General features: G+C 66.7%; 13 protein-coding genes. 7 read left to right on the forward strand and 6 right to left on the reverse strand.

Annotation, left to right across the window (positions count from 1 at the left end; all coding sequences use genetic code 11):
- Window positions 1-51: 51 nt before the first annotated feature.
- Window positions 52-1,788: a ubiquinone-dependent pyruvate dehydrogenase gene (poxB, locus tag N2602_RS07735; protein WP_260382246.1), complete on the forward strand. Its 1,737-nt coding sequence runs from the start codon at window positions 52-54 to the stop codon at window positions 1,786-1,788.
- Between the two features lie 76 nt (window positions 1,789-1,864).
- Here poxB and N2602_RS07740 read toward each other — a convergent pair whose 3' ends face one another.
- Both N2602_RS07740 and N2602_RS07745 read right to left on the reverse strand, forming a co-directional pair.
- Entirely contained in the window at window positions 1,865-2,257 is a 393-nt protein-coding gene (locus N2602_RS07740) for a hypothetical protein (RefSeq protein WP_246571973.1), read from the reverse strand.
- A 67-nt stretch (window positions 2,258-2,324) separates the two neighbouring features.
- A complete protein-coding gene (locus N2602_RS07745) occupies window positions 2,325-3,233 on the reverse strand; it encodes a PaaI family thioesterase (protein WP_260382247.1) in 909 nt (302 codons plus the stop codon).
- 134 nt (window positions 3,234-3,367) lie between these two features.
- Between N2602_RS07745 and N2602_RS07750 the strand changes: the two genes are divergently transcribed.
- On the forward strand, window positions 3,368-3,688 hold the full coding sequence (locus N2602_RS07750) for a hypothetical protein (protein WP_172788450.1): 321 nt from the start codon (window positions 3,368-3,370) through the stop codon (window positions 3,686-3,688).
- A gap of 240 nt (window positions 3,689-3,928) precedes the next feature.
- On the opposite strand, the gene N2602_RS07755 is transcribed toward N2602_RS07750, so the two are convergent.
- Both N2602_RS07755 and N2602_RS07760 read right to left on the reverse strand, forming a co-directional pair.
- Window positions 3,929-5,398 (reverse strand): amidase, encoded by a 1,470-nt coding sequence (locus tag N2602_RS07755; protein WP_260382248.1) that lies wholly within the window; start codon window positions 5,396-5,398, stop codon window positions 3,929-3,931.
- A 119-nt stretch (window positions 5,399-5,517) separates the two neighbouring features.
- Window positions 5,518-6,621 (reverse strand): ring-opening amidohydrolase, encoded by a 1,104-nt coding sequence (locus N2602_RS07760; protein WP_260382249.1) that lies wholly within the window; start codon window positions 6,619-6,621, stop codon window positions 5,518-5,520.
- 656 nt (window positions 6,622-7,277) lie between these two features.
- Here N2602_RS07760 and N2602_RS07765 point away from each other — a divergent pair.
- The 4 genes from N2602_RS07765 (at window position 7,278) to N2602_RS07780 (ending at window position 12,239) form a co-directional block, all read left to right on the forward strand.
- Window positions 7,278-9,614, forward strand: coding sequence for a Tex family protein (locus tag N2602_RS07765; protein WP_260382250.1), 2,337 nt, complete (start codon window positions 7,278-7,280; stop codon window positions 9,612-9,614).
- 316 nt (window positions 9,615-9,930) lie between these two features.
- Entirely contained in the window at window positions 9,931-10,386 is a 456-nt protein-coding gene (locus N2602_RS07770) for a hypothetical protein (protein ID WP_212259847.1), read from the forward strand.
- A gap of 97 nt (window positions 10,387-10,483) precedes the next feature.
- Entirely contained in the window at window positions 10,484-11,176 is a 693-nt protein-coding gene (locus N2602_RS07775; protein ID WP_172788444.1) for a response regulator transcription factor, read from the forward strand.
- Window positions 11,163-12,239: a HAMP domain-containing sensor histidine kinase gene (locus N2602_RS07780; protein ID WP_260382251.1), complete on the forward strand. Its 1,077-nt coding sequence runs from the start codon at window positions 11,163-11,165 to the stop codon at window positions 12,237-12,239. The genes N2602_RS07775 and N2602_RS07780 overlap by 14 nt, the downstream gene beginning before the upstream one ends.
- Before the next feature lie 11 nt (window positions 12,240-12,250).
- On the opposite strand, the gene N2602_RS07785 is transcribed toward N2602_RS07780, so the two are convergent.
- Both N2602_RS07785 and N2602_RS07790 read right to left on the reverse strand, forming a co-directional pair.
- Window positions 12,251-12,622 carry a response regulator transcription factor gene (locus tag N2602_RS07785; protein ID WP_260382252.1) on the reverse strand — a complete coding sequence of 124 codons (372 nt, stop codon included), beginning with the start codon at window positions 12,620-12,622 and terminating at the stop codon, window positions 12,251-12,253.
- Complete coding sequence (locus N2602_RS07790; protein ID WP_260382253.1) at window positions 12,619-13,485, reverse strand: S1C family serine protease; 867 nt, start codon at window positions 13,483-13,485, stop codon at window positions 12,619-12,621. The genes N2602_RS07785 and N2602_RS07790 overlap by 4 nt, the downstream gene beginning before the upstream one ends.
- Window positions 13,486-13,695: 210 nt before the next feature.
- Here N2602_RS07790 and N2602_RS07795 point away from each other — a divergent pair, with 210 nt between their 5' ends.
- Window positions 13,696-14,661: a VOC family protein gene (locus N2602_RS07795; RefSeq protein ID WP_260382254.1), complete on the forward strand. Its 966-nt coding sequence runs from the start codon at window positions 13,696-13,698 to the stop codon at window positions 14,659-14,661.
- The last annotated feature ends 21 nt before the right edge of the window (window positions 14,662-14,682 follow it).

The following is a 14,682-nucleotide window of genomic DNA, read 5'->3' on the forward strand; positions in this document are numbered from 1 at the left end:
TGCCGACATGCGCGCATCATCTTATGCGACTGGATGAATCAGGAGACCGACATGGCGATCAACAACGTGGCCGACCTGTTCGTGGCAACGCTCGAGCAGGCCGGCGTCAAGCGCATCTACGGCATCGTCGGCGACAGCCTGAACGCGCTGACTGAGGCGCTGCGCCGCCGCGGCACGATCGAATGGATCCATGTCCGGCACGAAGAGGTCGCGGCCTTCGCAGCGGCCGGCGAAGCCGAGATGACCGGGAGCCTCGCGGTTTGCGCGGGCTCCTGCGGCCCCGGCAATCTGCATCTGATCAACGGCCTGTTCGATGCGCATCGCAGCCGCGTTCCCGTGCTGGCGATCGCGGCGCAGATCCCCACCGCCGAGATCGGCGGCGGCTATTTCCAGGAGACGCATCCGCAAAATCTGTTCCGCGAATGCAGCCATTATTGCGAGCTGGTCTCGGACCCGAGCCAGCTGCCTTACGTGCTGGAGAATGCGATTCGCGCGGCGGTGGGCTTGCGCGGCGTTGCCGTCGTCGCGATGCCCGGCGATGTCGCGTTCCGTGGTCCTCCGAAGCGCGCACTGTCGACGACGCGCGGCCTTGCGCTGGCTTCGCCACAGGTCGTGCCGCAGGCGGACGAGCTGAAGGCCCTCGCCGATCTTCTCAACGGCGCCGAGCGCATCACCCTGTTCTGCGGCCGCGGCTGCGCCGGCGCGCATGCGCCTTTGATGCAGCTCGCCGAGACCCTGAAGAGCCCGATCGTGCACGCGCTCGGCGGCAAGGAGCATGTCGAATACGATAACCCCTATGACGTCGGCATGACCGGCTTCATCGGCTTCTCCTCCGGCTACGCCGCGATGCACGCCTGCGACGCGCTGGTGATGCTCGGCACCGATTTTCCCTACAAGCAGTTCTTCCCTGATGATGCCAAGGTCGCGCAGATCGACATCCGCCCGGAAAATCTGGGACGGCGCTGCAGGATCGATCTCGGGCTCGTCGGCGACGTCAAGCTCACCATCGAGGCGCTCCTGCCGCTGCTCAAGACGAAGACGCAGCGCAAGCATCTCGACGAGGCCGTCGCGCATTACAAGAGAGCCCGCGAGGGTCTGGACTCGCTCGCCAAGGGCACGCCGGGAGCCAAGCCGATCCACCCGCAATATCTCGCCAAGGTGATCAGCGACCATGCCTCCGACGATGCCGTCTTCACCGCCGATGTCGGCACGCCGACGGTGTGGGCGGCGCGCTATCTCGACATGAACGGCCGCCGCCGCCTGATCGGCTCTTTCGTGCACGGCTCGATGGCCAACGCCATGCCGCAGGCGATCGGCGCGCAGGCCGCCCAGCCGGGGCGCCAGGTCATCTCGCTCTCCGGCGACGGCGGCTTCACCATGCTGATGGGCGACCTGATCACGCTGACGCAAGAAAAGCTGCCGGTGAAGGTGGTCGTCTTCAACAACGGCGTGCTCGGCTTCGTCGCGCTGGAGATGAAGGCCGCGGGCTTCGTCGATACCAATGTCGACCTGGAGAACCCGGACTTCGCCGCGATGGCGCGCGCGATGGGCATCTTTGCCAAGCGCGTCGAGGATCCCGGCGAGCTTCCGGGCGCGATGAAGGAGATGTTGGCGCACAATGGGCCGGCGCTGCTCGACGTCGTCACCGCCAAGCAGGAGCTGTCGATGCCGCCGACCATCACGGCCGAGCAGGTCAAGGGCTTCAGCCTCTGGGTGCTGCGCGCGGTGATGAACGGGCGCGGCGACGAGGTGCTGGACCTCGCGAAGACGAATCTCTTGCCGCGGTGATATCAGCTGGCGCGGTGGTTCACCTCTCCCGAAGGGAGAGGTCGGATCGCATTGAAAATGCGATCCGGGTGAGGGGTTAAGGTTTCGCCGGGTGCTGCGGCCCCTCACCCGGATTGCTGCGCAATCCGACCTCTCCCCGCCGGGGAGAGGTGAAGGTCTGCCAGTGCAGCACGATGCCGATCAGCAGCGCCGGCACGAAGCCGAGCGCGATCAGGAAATGCGGCAGCTCCTTCGGCGAGATGAAGGCGATGGCGATATCGGAGATCAGCCACAGCGCTGCGAACATCACCGCAAAATCCGTTCGCGGGCAGCGCAGGTAGTAGAACACGGCGGTGACGACGATGGCGGGTCCGATCGCGATGCCGATCATGATCGCCGTCAGCTCCTTCGGCGTCAGCGCGTCGAGCACCATCGACGCCAGCAGCCAGAGTGCGGCGAACATGGCGACGATGTCGAGCGGATGCCGCAATCCAATTCCTCTCGCGAAGGCGCGCTATCGTTGTGGCCGGACCTGCGGCCGTCAAGTCAAAATGAGCTTATTCCTCGTCACTTCCAGGCGTCGGACGCAGCATGAAGTGACCGAAAGCGGTGGCGATCGGCCTCACAGCATCGTCCTGCCAGGCCCGCGCCTCGAAAGCGACGATGCGCCGGCCCTGCTTCACGATCGAGACGTCGGCAAACGTGTCGAGCGCACGGCCGGAGCGCAAATAGTTGACGGTGAGGCCGATCGGCTTGGGCGGTGCGGCAGCGCCGAGCTCGCGCGCCACCCCGATGATGGCGGTGGTCTCGAGGAAGGCGCCGGTCATGCCGCCGTGGATCGCCGGCAGGATCGGATTGCCGATGATCTGCGGCGAGAACGGCATCGTCAGCGTGCCGTCATCGTTGATGCGGATGCCGAGCGCCCGCGCGAACGGGCTGCGCGCAAAGGGCCCGTCCGGATCCTCCGGCGCCTCCAGCGTCGGGATGCTGCGCGCATCCATCCGGCGGTCGGCGAGCATGTTGGTGCGGTTGGCACCGATCATGAAGCAGGCGGTTGCGGTCGCGACCGGATCGTCTTCGGACTCCTGATAGGCCGTGGAGCGTACGAAGGCGATCGAGCGCGTGGTGCGGTAGCAGACCGAATGCGCCTTGATGTCGAGACCCGGCGTCGCCGGCTTCTGGTAGTCGATACGCAGATCGAGGGTTGCGATGGCGCGCGTGCCGTCGAGCGCAAGTTGCACCGCCATGCCGCAGCTCTCGTCCAGCATCGCAGTGACGACGCCGCCGTGCAGCACGCCGGTCTCGGTGTCGCCGACGAAGACCGCACGGTAGGGCAGGCTGGACCAGGCCTCGGCCGGCGCGAAGCGGTCGAGCTGGAGCCCGCTGATGTGGCCATAATCGGAGCGGCGGTCCTTGATGGCCTCGGCGAGTTCCTCGAAGGCAAGCGTGGTCGGTAAGGTGCTCATGGGGACGTTCTAGACCAGTGCCGGGCCGCGCAAAACCCCGAATGGGCCCCGCACCGGGCGGTTTGGTCTCGACAGGGCGGGCCGAAGCGCCGATGGTGGACGCTTCGTTCGTCGATGAACTGCAAGGAGCGCCCATGGCCGACCCCGAAACGCCCGCCACCAATCAGGGGCCCGTCACCATTTCGAGCTCCAGCTCGGAGCGGGCGCCGATCATCTATTTCGACGGCGCATCCTGCTTCGGCCACCACAACGGCGCGATCCAGATCGAGCTCGCCGCAAATCTGTTGATGCCGGTCGGCGCCGCCGTCAGGGTCGACGTGGTCCAGACCGCGCACTTACGTTGCAGTGTGGCTGCGGCGCTGGCACTGCGCGAAGCCCTCGACAAGGCGCTGGCGATGTATCAGCAGGGTCAGAAGCAGCCGGTGGCGGAGGAGATACCGGCAGTGAAGAACTGAAGGCGGTTGCGATCGCGTGTCGTGCGATCGCACACTTGCTAAAGCGGAATGGCTTTAGGTTGAATCGATGCCACGGGCTCGCTGCAACCTCTCCCGCTTGCGGGAGAGGTCGCGCCGAAGGCGCGGGTGAGGGCTTTCTCCTCTAGGGGATTGTCCCGTCGCGGAAACACCCTCTCCCGCAAGCGGGAGAGGGAGTGCACCTCCGCTGCAGCGATCGAACTGATCTCATCACGCTCTAATTTAGCTCACATGCACCTTCGGCTTCTTCCCGCCGTTCCACTTGCCGTCGAGCGCGCGCTCGATCTGGGCGGCGAGCTGCAGCAGCAGGCCGTCATTGGCCTGCTTGGCGATCGCCTGGATGCCGAGCGGCAGGCCGTGGTCTTGCGCCGCCATCGGCATCGAGATGGCCGGCATGCCGCAGAGATTGGCGAGCGGCGTGAAGGCGAAGAAGCGCCAGAGATTGTCGAACCAGTCGCGCACATCGGGGTTGTCGGAAATGGTGAGATATTCCCTGGTGCCGACCTTCGGCGTCGGCAGCGCCGTGATCGGCGTCAGGATCACGTCCCATTGCTCGAAGAAGCTGCCGAAGCCGCGCGAGGTCGTGTTGAACACGCCCTGCATCTTCGCCCGCTCGGCGAAGCTGGTATGGCGCCCGGCTTCCCAGATGCGGATGTTCATCGGCTCGATCAGGTCCTCCGGCGGCTTTTCCAGCCCGCGCGCGGCGAGCATGTTGGAGATCACCACCGCGAAATTCGAGATGTAGCAGGTGGTCTGCGCCTCGAAGGCGGCGGGGAGGTCGATCTCCGGCAGCGCATAATCGACGTGATGGCCGAGGCCTTCGAGGAAGCGTCCGGTCTTCTCCAGTTCAGTGGCGATCTCGGGCGTCGCGGTGTAGTTGCCCCATGTGTGAGACAGCGCGATGCGAAGCTTTGCCGGGTCGCGCTTGATCATCTCGCAATAAGGCTGCGCCGTGGTCCAGAACGGCATGAACTCGCCGGGCGCAGGCCCGCGCGCATGATCGACGAAGGCGGCAGTGTCGCGCACGCTGCGCGACTGGCAGCCCTGGATCGAGACGAGGCCGGTGAGATCGGACATGTGCGGCGCCAGCGAGAACACGCCGCGCGAGACCTTCAGGCCGATATTGCCGTTGACGCCGGCGGGAATGCGGATCGAGCCGCCGCCGTCGGTCGCATGCGCGATCGGCACCACGCCCGCGGCGACCATCGCGGCGCTGCCCGCCGACGAGCCGCAGGTGGTGTAGTCGGTATTCCAGGGATTGCGGGTGACATAGACGGCGGGATTGTCGGCCGAACTGCACACGCCGAATTCCGGCGTCGTGGTGCGTCCGATCAGGTTCAGCCCCGCCTGGCGGAATTTACCGGTGAGGAACGTGTCGGCGCTCGCGCGATTGCCGCGCATCAGCAGCGAGCCCATCTCCTGCAGCCGGCCCTTCATGGTCGGCCCGAGGTCCTTCATCAGGAAGGGCAGGCCGGCGAAGGGACCTGCGAGATTGGCGCCGTCCTTGGCGGGATCGGCGATCACGTCCTCGAACAGCTCGACCACGCCCGACAGCGCCGGATTGACCTTGGCAACGCCGGCGACGGCCTGGCGCGCCAGCTCCTTAGCCGTCAGCTCGCCCTTGCGGACACGCCCCGCTAGCGCGACGCCATCGTGCTGCGCCCATTCATTCCAGCTCATCGGCAAAGTCATGAAGTCAAAGTCCCCTTAAGGTGCGGCGTCACCTTTTTCGCAAGGGACCGCGTGAATCAACCGAGCCGCCGCGAGGGGCAGGGTTGCATGGGACGGAGGGGTCGCAGAGGAAGGCCGTATCAATCCGACAGTCGTGCGATCACTGCAACCGGTCCGCCACCGGCGGGCCCCTGATGCTCGGCGCCGCCGGAGACATAGACCGCACCGGTGCCGGCGAGACCTGCAATCAGGCCGCCGACGGCGGCGCGGGCGTGGCGGGTCGAGCTGATGTCGGTGTCCTCCAGCATGGTGTGGCGAAAGCCGCGCACGCTGCCGTCAGGCGAGGCCTCCGCCTTGGCGAAGATGTTGACGAGCGCGCGGCCCGGCCGCGGATTTGCACCAAGCCCGACGCTCTCCAATGCCGCGGTCACCGCCGCGGCGTCGATGGCATCCCCCGTCACGGCATGCCCGATCTCGCACTCACTCGCTGAAGATACCGAGTTGCCGAGCACGATGACGACATTATGCATCAGCTCGATCCCGGACGAGGTCGAGGCGACCTTCGAGAACAGGTCGTAGCGCCGCAGCACATCCTCGTCCCTGATGTTGGAGGCGATCTCGCCGAGCGCGACCGCAACGCCGAGCGCGGAGGCGCCGCGCGAATAGGCCATCGAGCTGTAAGAGCTCGTCGTCGCCGTTGTGTTGCCGCGCGCATGTGCCGCCGCGACGCGGTCGCTGGTCAGCAGCGGGCATTTGATCTGCACGAAATGGACGTCCGCGGGATCGCTGATGCCGGCATCTGCCATCGCAGCCTTCACGGCCCTGGCCGTCTCGGTGATCTGCGCCGAGCGCCCGAGCTCCTCGGGCAGGAAGTCGCGCGTCTGCGCCATGCCGATGCTGAGGCGCTTGCCGGAGAGGCCTGCCGGGCGCTCGGCTTCGCGGCGCGTGAACACCGTGACGTGCGGGCTCAGCACGCCCTCGGTGCCGCCGGACATCACGAAGGCGATCCGCTGCTCGACGGCCTCCGGCGACAGGCCGAGCTTGGGCGCCAGCGCCGTACATAGCGCGGCCACCGCGTATTCCCGGGTAAAATCATTGACGCCGCCATTGCCTTCGGTCTTGCCGAGAACGGCGAGGATCGCGTGGGGATCGATCGCGCCAGACCCGATCAACTCCATCAGGCCGGAGACATCGCCGGGGCCCGTGGTGGCGATCCTGAAGACGCCGACCGATGTCGTACGCATGATTGGTCCTTGGTTCGGTGGCCCGGCGAGCCCACCAGCCGTGGAACGGGGGTGATGTCAAGGTGCAAGTGCGTAGGGCGGATTAGCGAAGCGTAATCCGCCTCTTCTGTCTCCGCGGGGATCAAAGCGGCGGATTACGCCTTCGGCTAATCCGCCCTACAAGACCTTGCGTTGCCCGACGGGCAAAACACCCGACCGGCTGGTCAATCCGCGTGCGCGAAAAGATTCGCCTTTACAGAATTTCCGATTTGTCGCATTCTCAGCTGCCGTAGGTTCGCTCCTTCCTGCTTGGCAAGCATCACAAACTCTCGCCGTTGATCCATGACTGACACCTCTCGCCACGGCATCGCTCGCCCCCTTGTTTGACGAATCGAGCCGATTTTGACGTGTCAACCATGTCCCCGAACACCTGTCAGTCATGTCTCCGGGCTAAACACTTTCGCTCGCATCGCTGGCGCGCTGCGCTGCGTCCGGGACACGAGAGCGCGGCCTCAAATCGACGAATGTGGCGAGATGGCATCGGTCGGGCAAAAAAAATCCTCTGTCGACGATTGCGCGCCGCACCTTGATGAATCAACCTTGGTTGGTCCATAAGCGGCGTCCCGCGGCCGGTGGTTCGCCCCTGCGCCCGCGTGCTAGGACAGAGGGAATCTCGCGTGGCCAACATCAACCAGAAGATTGCGCAGGAGCTTAGGGTTCGCGCCGAGCAGGTCGAGGCGGCGGTGACGCTGCTCGACGGCGGCGCCACGGTTCCCTTCATCGCCCGCTACCGCAAGGAAGCGACCGGTGCGCTCGACGACGCGCAATTGCGCACCCTGGAGGAGCGCCTGGTTTACCTGCGCGAGCTCGAGGACCGTCGCAAGGCCGTCCTCGAATCGGTCCGCGAGCAGGGCAAGCTCGACGCCGCGCTGGAAGCCAGCATCATGGCGGCCGACAGCAAGGCCCGCCTCGAGGACATCTATCTGCCGTTCAAGCCGAAGCGCCGCACCAAGGCGGAGATCGCCAAGGAAGCCGGCCTCGAGCCGCTCGCCAATCAGCTCATGGCCGAGCCCGGCGATGATCCGAAGGTCGTGGCGGAAGGCTTCATCAACGCGGAGAAGGGCGTTGCGGACGCGGCTGCTGCACTCGATGGTGCGCGCGCCATCCTGGTCGAGCGTTTCGACGAGGACGCCGACCTGATCGGGAGCTTGCGCGAGGAGATGTGGACCAATGCGCGCATGGCCTCCAAGGTGCGCGACGGCAAGAAGACCGAGGGCGAGAAATTCGCCGACTATTTCGATTTCTCCGAGCCGCTGACCAAGCTGCCCTCGCACCGCATCCTCGCGATGTTCCGCGGCGAGAAGGAAGAGATCCTCGATCTCCAGATCCAGGCCGAGGCGGAAGCGCCGCCGCCGGGCGTGCCGAGCGCCTATGAATTGAAGATCATGAAGCGGTTCGGCATTGCCGACCTCAAGCGCCCCGGCGACCGCTGGCTGATCGACACCGTGCGCTGGGCCTGGCGCACCAAGATCCAGGTGCATCTCAATATCGATCTGCGCATGCGGCTGTGGAACTCGGCCGAGACCGAGGCCGTGCGCGTGTTCGCCTCGAACCTGCGCGACCTCCTGCTGGCCGCGCCCGCCGGCACCCGCGTCACCATGGGGCTCGATCCTGGCTATCGCACCGGGGTGAAGGTTGCCGTGGTCGATGCCACCGGCAAGGTGGTCGACACCACCGCGATCTATCCGCACGAGCCGCAGCGGCAGTGGAACGAGTCGCTGGCGACCCTCGGCCGGCTCGCGATCAAGCACCGCGTCGAGCTGATCGCGATCGGCAACGGCACCGCCTCGCGCGAGACCGACAAGCTCGCGACCGAGCTGGTCAAGGGTCTGCCTGAGCTGAAGATGAACAAGATCGTGGTGTCGGAAGCCGGCGCATCGGTCTATTCGGCCTCGGCCTTCGCCTCGGAGGAGCTGCCCGGCCTCGACGTCACCCTGCGCGGCGCGGTGTCGATCGCGCGGCGCCTGCAGGACCCGCTCGCCGAGCTCGTCAAGATCGAGCCGAAGGCGATCGGCGTCGGCCAATATCAGCACGACCTCGGCCAGGCCAAGCTCGCCAAATCGCTCGATGCCGTGGTCGAGGATTGCGTGAACGCGGTCGGTGTCGACGTCAACACCGCCTCCGCGCCGCTGCTGGCGCGCGTCTCGGGCGTCGGCTCCGGCCTGGCCCAGAGCATCGTGGCGCATCGCGACGCCAACGGTCCGTTCAAGTCGCGCAAGGCGCTCAAGGACGTGCCGCGGCTCGGGCCGAAGGCGTTCGAGCAGTGCGCGGGCTTCTTGCGCATCCTCGGCGGCGAGGATCCGCTCGATGCCTCCGGCGTGCATCCCGAGGCCTATCCCGTGGTGCGGCGGATTCTCGAAGCGACCAAGAGCGACATCAAGGCGCTGATCGGCAACGGCGACGTCGTTCGCACCTTGAAGCCGAAGGATTTCGTCGACGAGACCTTCGGTCTGCCGACCGTGACCGACATCCTGCGCGAGCTCGAAAAGCCGGGCCGCGATCCGCGCCCGGCGTTCAAGGCCGCGGTGTTCAAGGAGGGCGTCGAGGAGATCAAGGATCTCAAGAAGGGCATGATCCTCGAGGGGACCGTGACCAACGTCGCCGCCTTCGGCGCCTTCGTCGACATCGGCGTGCACCAGGACGGCCTCGTGCACATCTCGGCGATGTCCAAGACCTACATCAAGGACCCGCGCGAGGTGGTGAAGCCCGGCGACATCGTCAAGGTGAAGGTGCTGGACTTCGAGGTCGCCCGCAAGCGCATCTCGCTGACGCTGCGCCTCGACGACGAGGTCGGGCCAAAGAAGGACGCACCGGGCATGCAGCGCGACAACAATCAGCGCAACGCCAGCCGCATGACCTCGTCCGCGCCGCGCAAGCAGGAGCCCTCGGGCGGCGGCGCGCTCGCCGAAGCGCTGCGCCGCGCGGCGGAGAAGAACAACGGCAAGCGGGCGTGACCTCTTTTTAATCTCTCCCCGCTCTCTGCGGGGAGAGGTCGGACCTCGCTCCATCCACATCGTCATTGCGAGCGCAGCGACTTGTCCGCCGAAGCCTTCGGCGAAGGCGGAAGCAATCCAGAATCCCACCGCGGAAAGACTCTGGATTGCTTCGTCGCAAGGGCTCCTCGCAATGACGGGGAGAGAGCTGGGACTCGCCTCCTAACACCCGCGTCAGAATCTGGCGCGTTTGTAAGTTGAAGATGCCGGTCCCTTGCTCTCATCTGAACGTCCTCGGGCGGCGCCAAGGCGACCGCACTGCAAGGAGGACGCTTCGATGAACAACAGGCTTCTCAAAGGCCTCACGGCGAGCGTGATCGCGGCCATGATGGCGGTCGCCTCACCGGCGCTCGCGCGCGGCGGCTTTGGCGGTGGCGGCCATGGCGGTGGCGGGCATGGTGGCCATTTCGGCGGCGCTGGGCATTTCGGCGGCGGCATGCACGCCGGCGGCTTTGGCGGTATGCGGGCCGGCGGCATGGGCGGTGCACGCTTCGCTCACGTCGGCGGTTCCGGCTTCGGCGGGGCACGGTTCGCGCATGCGGCGATCGGGCCGCGCTTCGCCGGCGCGGGCTGGCATGGCCATCACGGCTTCCGCCATCACCACCATTTCCGTCGGTTCGCCGTCTTCGGCGCCCCCTATGTCTACGCCGGCTACAATGACGGCTGCTGGCGCAGGAGCTGGACGCCCTATGGATGGCAATGGGTCAATGTGTGCGGAGACTATTGGTACTAGCATCGCCGTGCCGCACCATTGTCGCGATCGCCACCGGGCGGTTCCGTCCAGCCCCGGAACGGGATAGTCTGGTGGCGATTGTCGCGCGGAGTTTTGCATGACCGGAGGTCACCGTCGCATCCTGGTCGTCGAGGACGATCCGGAGACCGCAGGCCAGCTCGTCGAGGAGCTGACGGTTTCGGGCTACGACGTCGACCTCGCCGCCACCGGGCGCGAAGCCCTCAGCCATGGCGCCGCGCGCGACTATGCGGTGATCACCATCGACCGCATGTTGCCCGATATCGACGGCATCAGCGTGATGCGCCAGCTGCGCGACGACGGCGTTGCCGCCCCCTTCCTGATCATCTCCGCGCTCGGCGAAGTCGACGACCGCGTGCGCGGCCTGCGCGCCGGCGGCGACGACTACCTCGTCAAGCCGTTTTCCTTCACCGAATTGCTGGCGCGGCTCGAGGCGCTCGGCCGCCGCAGCGAGACCATCGCCAAGGAAACGCTGCTGCGCGTCGGCGATCTCGCCGTCGACCTGATCGCGCGCAGCGCCTCTCGCCGCGGCCGCAAGATCCCGCTGCTGCCGCGGGAATTTCAGCTGCTCGAATATCTCGTCCGCAACGAGGGCCGCGTCGTCTCCCGCGCGATGCTGCTGCAGCACGTCTGGGACCTGCATTTCGATCCCTCCACCAACATCATCGATGTCTATGTCGGCCGCGTCCGCCGCAAGGTCGACGATGCCCAGGCCTATCCGCTGATCCACACCATCCGCGGCATCGGATATTGCCTCCGTGCTCCTGGCTAAGACGCTCCGCTCCTCGACCTTCCGCCTGGCGCTGATCGCGATCGCAGCGTTCGGAATGATCGTCGCGGCGATCATGGCTTACGTCTATTTCGGCACCCTGGCCTATGTGGAGAGCCGGCTCGGCACGGTCGGCGATCATGACGGCTTCACCGGCATGATCGAGCTCGCGATGGCTGCCGTCGCCGCGCTCCTGCTGGTGCTCGCCGGGCTTGCGGCCGTGCTGGTGACGCGGCGCACCGTGGGGCGGATCGAGCAGATCAATGCCACCAGCCGCGCCATCATGCTCGCAGGCCTCGACCAGCGCATCCCCTTGCGCGGCAGCAACGACGAGTGGGATCGCGTCGCCGAAAACCTCAATCAGATGCTCGACCGCATCGAGACGCTGATGGGCGAGGTCAAGCAGGTCAGCGACAATGTCGCGCACGATTTGCGCACGCCGCTGACGCGGATGCGCGGCCGGCTGGAGAAGGCCTATCACGCCCCGCGCAACAGCGAGACGGACGCCGCGCTGATCGGCGACACCATCGCCGATCTCGATGCCGTGCTCGGCATGTTCGCCTCGATCACGCGGATCTCGGAGATCGAGACCCGCGCCCGCACCGGCGCCTTCCGCGTGCTTGATCTTTCCGAGATCGCCGCCGAGGTGGTCGAGCTCTACGATGCCGCCGCCGAGCAAATTGCCACGCGCCTCAGTTTCGATGGCGACCGCGAGGTCGCGATCACCGGCGACCGCGACCTTTTGTTCGACGCCATCGCCAATCTCGTCGACAACGCGATCAAGCACGGCCGCAGGGGCGGGCAGGTGATCGTGAGCTGCCGCAGGACCGATGGCGGTGCGGTGATCTCGATTGCCGACGACGGTCCTGGCATTCCCGCCGAGCAGCGCGATCATGTCTTCAAGCGCTTTTACCGGCTCGAGCAGAGCCGCTACACGCCGGGCAACGGCCTCGGTCTCAGCCTCGTCGCCGCGGTCGCGCGGCTTCATGGCGCCGAGATTGCGCTGCATGACAATGCGCCGGGCCTGAAGGTCGAGCTCAGCTTCCCGCCGATTTCGGCGAAGTGAGGCTCGGTGACTCAGAGCTCGATCACGCCGCGGCGTGCCGCATGCGCGACTGCATCGGTGCGACCGGTGGCATCGAGCTTGTCGAGCAACGAGCCGACATGGAATTTCACGGTGTGCACGGAGATGCCGAGCTGCCGCGCGATCATCTTGTTGGAGGCACCCTCGGCCATCAGCGCCAGCACGTCGAGCTCGCGCTGCGTCAGCGCGATGTCCGCAGGGCTGATGCGCGGATCGCGGGCGACAATCGTCGCCGCGGCGGCTTCGCTGGGCGCAGCGAGGCGCAGCCCGGCGACATTGCCGAGCAGGGCCGACAGGCGATCGGCGAGGGCGGGATCGTCGATCTCCAGGGCGAGTACGATCTCGGCCGCCTTGTCCTCGCTCACGCCTCCGGCCTCTCGCCGACCGTGACCTTGAAGCTGACCGGCTCGCCGCCGCGGCGCGCGGCGATCTCGACCACCGCGCCGACGCTCGCAGGTCCCAGCGCCTGCGACAGCGCGCGCACGCCCGACAGCTTTTGATCGTTGACCGCCACGATCACGTCGCCCTGTCGGATACCGGCCGCGGCGGAAGGCCCGGCCTTGTCGACATTCATCACCATCGCGCCGATGCCGTCGTCGAGGCGCACCGGCTGCAGCCCGAGGCCGAGATAGCCGCGCGCGATGCGGCCGCGGCTTTCCAACTGCGGCGCGACGCGCTCGATCGTTGCCGTCGGTATGACGAGCACCCGCCGCGGCCCCAGCACGGCCATGCCGAAGGCGTCGCCCGATGCGTCGAGCGCGAGGCCACCCTGCTGACCGCCGCTGAGGCGAACGTCGAGCTCGATCCGCGCATCGATGTCGCCGCCGCGCAAGGAGCGCCAGCTCTTGCCGGACGCCGAGACCATCCCAAGCGCCGCACTGGGTGTCTCCCGGTTGGTCGCGACCACGATCGACAACGTGCCAAGCGGTGGGACCGTGGTGGCAAGCTTGACCGGCGTGACCGCGGCCTCGGTGCGCAGCAGCGCAATGTCGGTCGTGTGGTCGCGCCCGGCGATCGTGGCGGCGGCCCGGCTACCGTCGGCGAGGCCGATCTCGACCTCGCCCTCGTCGGCCAGTGCCTCGTCCGCGGTGACAATGAGCCCGCTCTTCCAGACGAAGCCGGTTGAGCGGGAGCGATGCGAATGCACGGAAACGACGGACGGCGCGGTGCGCGCCACCAATTCCGCGAGCGCGGACGACAGTGAGGACAGGGGACTAGGATCGGTCATGGCGGGCTCCTGTAAGTTGCCCTCAATCTGGGATGCCGCAGGCGATTGCGAAACTGGCCGGGTGGCCAGGAGCAGAACGAGGACCAGAACAGGGGAGAGCGGCGGACCTCCGTAGGACCACGGCCGACGAACATGTGATTGGGAGCGCCTCACGGGAACGTGTAGCAATCCCGAAATTGCGCCCCGTGGCCTCTAGGATTTCGAGCCCTCATGACAATCGACCTCACCCGCCGCACCCTGCTGCAACTCGCCGGCGCCACCTCGCTCGCGATGGCCGCCGCAGCCGCAGCCCGTGCCGAGGGCACACCGCAGGGCGGCGGCCCGACCTTTGCCAGCCGCACGCCGATGCGGGTCGGCATGGTAACGCTGCGGGTGAAGAACCTCGACAAGGTTGCCGATTACTACCGCGACGTGATCGGCCTCACCGTGATGGAGCGCTCGGCGGCCACAGCCAGGCTCGGCACGTCAGGCCTCACGCTGCTGGTGCTGGAGGCCCGGCCCGATGCGGCGATCGAGCCGCGCAGCGCCGCCGGCCTCTACCACACCGCCTTCCTGATGCCGACGCGCAAGGATCTGGCGCGCTGGCTGGTTCATGCCGCCTCGCACCGCGTGCCGTTGTCGGGCTTTGCCGATCATCTCGTCAGCGAATCCGTCTATCTTGACGACCCCGAAGGCAACGGCATCGAGATCTATGCCGACCGCGATCCCTCGCAATGGCAGTGGAGCGAGGGCAGCGTGAAGATGGCGACCGACGAGCTCAACATCCCCGACCTGCTGTCACTGACCAATCCGCGCGTCCCTGATTACGCCAAGGCGCCGGACGGAATGCGCATCGGCCACATGCATCTGCGCGTCGGCGATCTCGCGCAGGCCGAGAGCTTCTACCACGGCACGGTCGGCCTCGACCCGACCCGCAAGCGCAACGGCGCCGCGTTCCTGTCGTCGGGTCGCTATCACCATCACCTCGGAATGAACGTCTGGCAGAGCCAGGGCGCCGGCCAGCGCGACGAGTCCGCGACCGGCCTTGCCTGGTTCTCGCTGGTGATGGCAAAGCCGGAGCTGCTCGCCGCGCAGGAAGAACGGCTGCGCAAGGGCGGTGCGAAAGTCACGGCGCTCGCGGATGGGGTGGAGGCGATCGATCCCTGGGGCACGCGGGTGCGTCTGCTCAGGGTTTGATCGCCGGCGCCGGCATTGGTA

Source organism: Bradyrhizobium sp. NC92, assembly GCF_025200865.1.
GTDB lineage: Bacteria > Pseudomonadota > Alphaproteobacteria > Rhizobiales > Xanthobacteraceae > Bradyrhizobium.